Source organism: Rhizobium sp. SEMIA 4085 (assembly GCF_013004495.1).
Classification (GTDB): Bacteria; Pseudomonadota; Alphaproteobacteria; order Rhizobiales; family Rhizobiaceae; genus Rhizobium; species Rhizobium gallicum.
In genome coordinates this window covers 1-1832 of record NZ_JABEPH010000624.1, presented here as the reverse complement: position 1 = coordinate 1832, position 1832 = coordinate 1, and the positions used below count along the sequence as shown (strand labels likewise).

Annotated in this window: 1 protein-coding gene; it reads left to right on the top strand. The window is 55.3% G+C overall.

Translation table 11 applies throughout. The annotated features are described in order from the left end of the window. Window positions 1-56: 56 nt before the first annotated feature. Window positions 57-1832: methyl-accepting chemotaxis protein (locus tag C9413_RS31760; protein WP_170251494.1), on the top strand; the 1776-nt coding region annotated here is incomplete at its 3' end.

Below are 1832 nucleotides of genomic sequence, written 5' to 3'. Positions count from 1 at the left end.
GTTCTTGACCGCGTCGCTAACGGAATCCGGTGTAATTTATAGTCCACGAGGAACATATGTCGAGACTGCCGCTATCTATACTTTTAATTATTTTGGCAATTATCCCGTTGGCGGCGTTCGTACTCATCGGAGTATCAACATCACTGGGATATTACCACGATTACTCTATGTTCCGAAGCGCACAGACAACGCATCAACTTGGGCGGGAAGGCGGATTCCTCGCCCAGGCTATAGCGGCGGAAGCGTTTGCAGGCGCCGACGTCCGTCGGGCAAAGCGAGCCGCATCGGACAGGGCTTTTACAGCGGTCTTTTCCGCGTACGACTCTTGGAAAAAGGCATTTGACGATCCGGCCATAGAACGGGCAGTGCAGATCATTCGTGAAAAGCGGGAGAATATCGATAGCTTCCGCCGGCGCGTCGATGACGGAACGGCTGGCGAGGCGGAGGGGGCCGTTGCCTTGCGCCCAGCTGCCGTTGCTGGTTTGGAGCTCGTCCGTCGCACTGGGGCGACTGTCAACGATTTGGATTTGTCACGCCAAATTACGGGTTTTCACGCGCTGATGCAGATCACGGAAGCTAGTTTGCTGGAGATCAGGCCCGGCCGAGCCTACATCAAAAATTCAGCGATGTCCGTCGATTTATTTTCGTCCCTCTTACAGTCAAAAAATCTAAAGCAGCTTTACGTGCCTGCGATGCACGAATTTCTCCCTGCCGATCTCGTCAAATCTTATGACGACTTCGAGGCCAGCGCCGCAGGCAAGTTCATCGCGGGCGTTCGCGATCAGATGTATGCGAACCAGCCGGGCGTTTCCTTCCCCTCTGAGACGTTGGATCGATGGAATGAAATCACCCAACAGCGGGCTGCTTTTTTGACCGAGCTCATAATGCGCACCGGCGACAAACTGGACGAGATGGCATTTCAGCGGTACGCCGATCTTCGCAATGCCTTTATCGCTTACTCCGGCGCTACGCTTCTGATCATGTCTACGGTACTCATTCTGTGCATTTCGGTCTTTCGGAGAATTTCAAGCTCCATTCGGACTCTGACCAGCCGAATGAAGGCACTAGCAGAAGGCGATATGTCGGCGCCGGTGCCCTTGACGATTCGACGCGACGAGATCGGGGACATGGCGCGTTGCCTTGAGTTTTTCCGCGGCGCGGCCATACAAAAAAATCAAATGGAGACATCCGCGGAAGCTGAGCGCATTCGTTCTGAGAAAGAGAAGCTGGATATTCAGATAAGGGCTGAAAAAGAAGCAGAAGAGCGCCTCGTTCGAGCGACGACGGCATTGGCAACCGGGTTGAAGCGGATGGCGGATGGAGACTTGATTTATGAGATTGAGGAGCCCTTAGCGCCACAGTTTGAAAGGTTGCGCGGGGATTTCAACGCTTCCATTCGTCAGCTCCGGCACGCGCTTGTTACCGTCGGCCATTCAGTCGAAACGGTCACGAATGGCAGCTCGGGCGTCTCGGCCGCATCTGAAAATCTTTCAAGACGCACCGAGCAGCAGGCGGCTTCGCTCGAGGAAACTGCAGCCGCGTTGGAGGAAATAACCGTCAACGTCGCATCGACCACAAAGAGGACGGCCGAGGCGCGCGGAGCCGTCCAACAGATGCGAGATCATGCGGAAATGTCCGGTCGGGTTGTACGCAATGCTATCGGAGCCATGCATCGCATCGAAAACTCCTCCAAACAGATTTCGCAGATCATCAGCGTCATCGACGCGATCGCCTTTCAAACGAACCTCCTGGCGCTGAACGCCGGTGTCGAAGCAGCGCGTGCTGGCGACGCGGGAAAAGGCTTCGCGGTTGTTGCCCAGGACGTCAGGGAG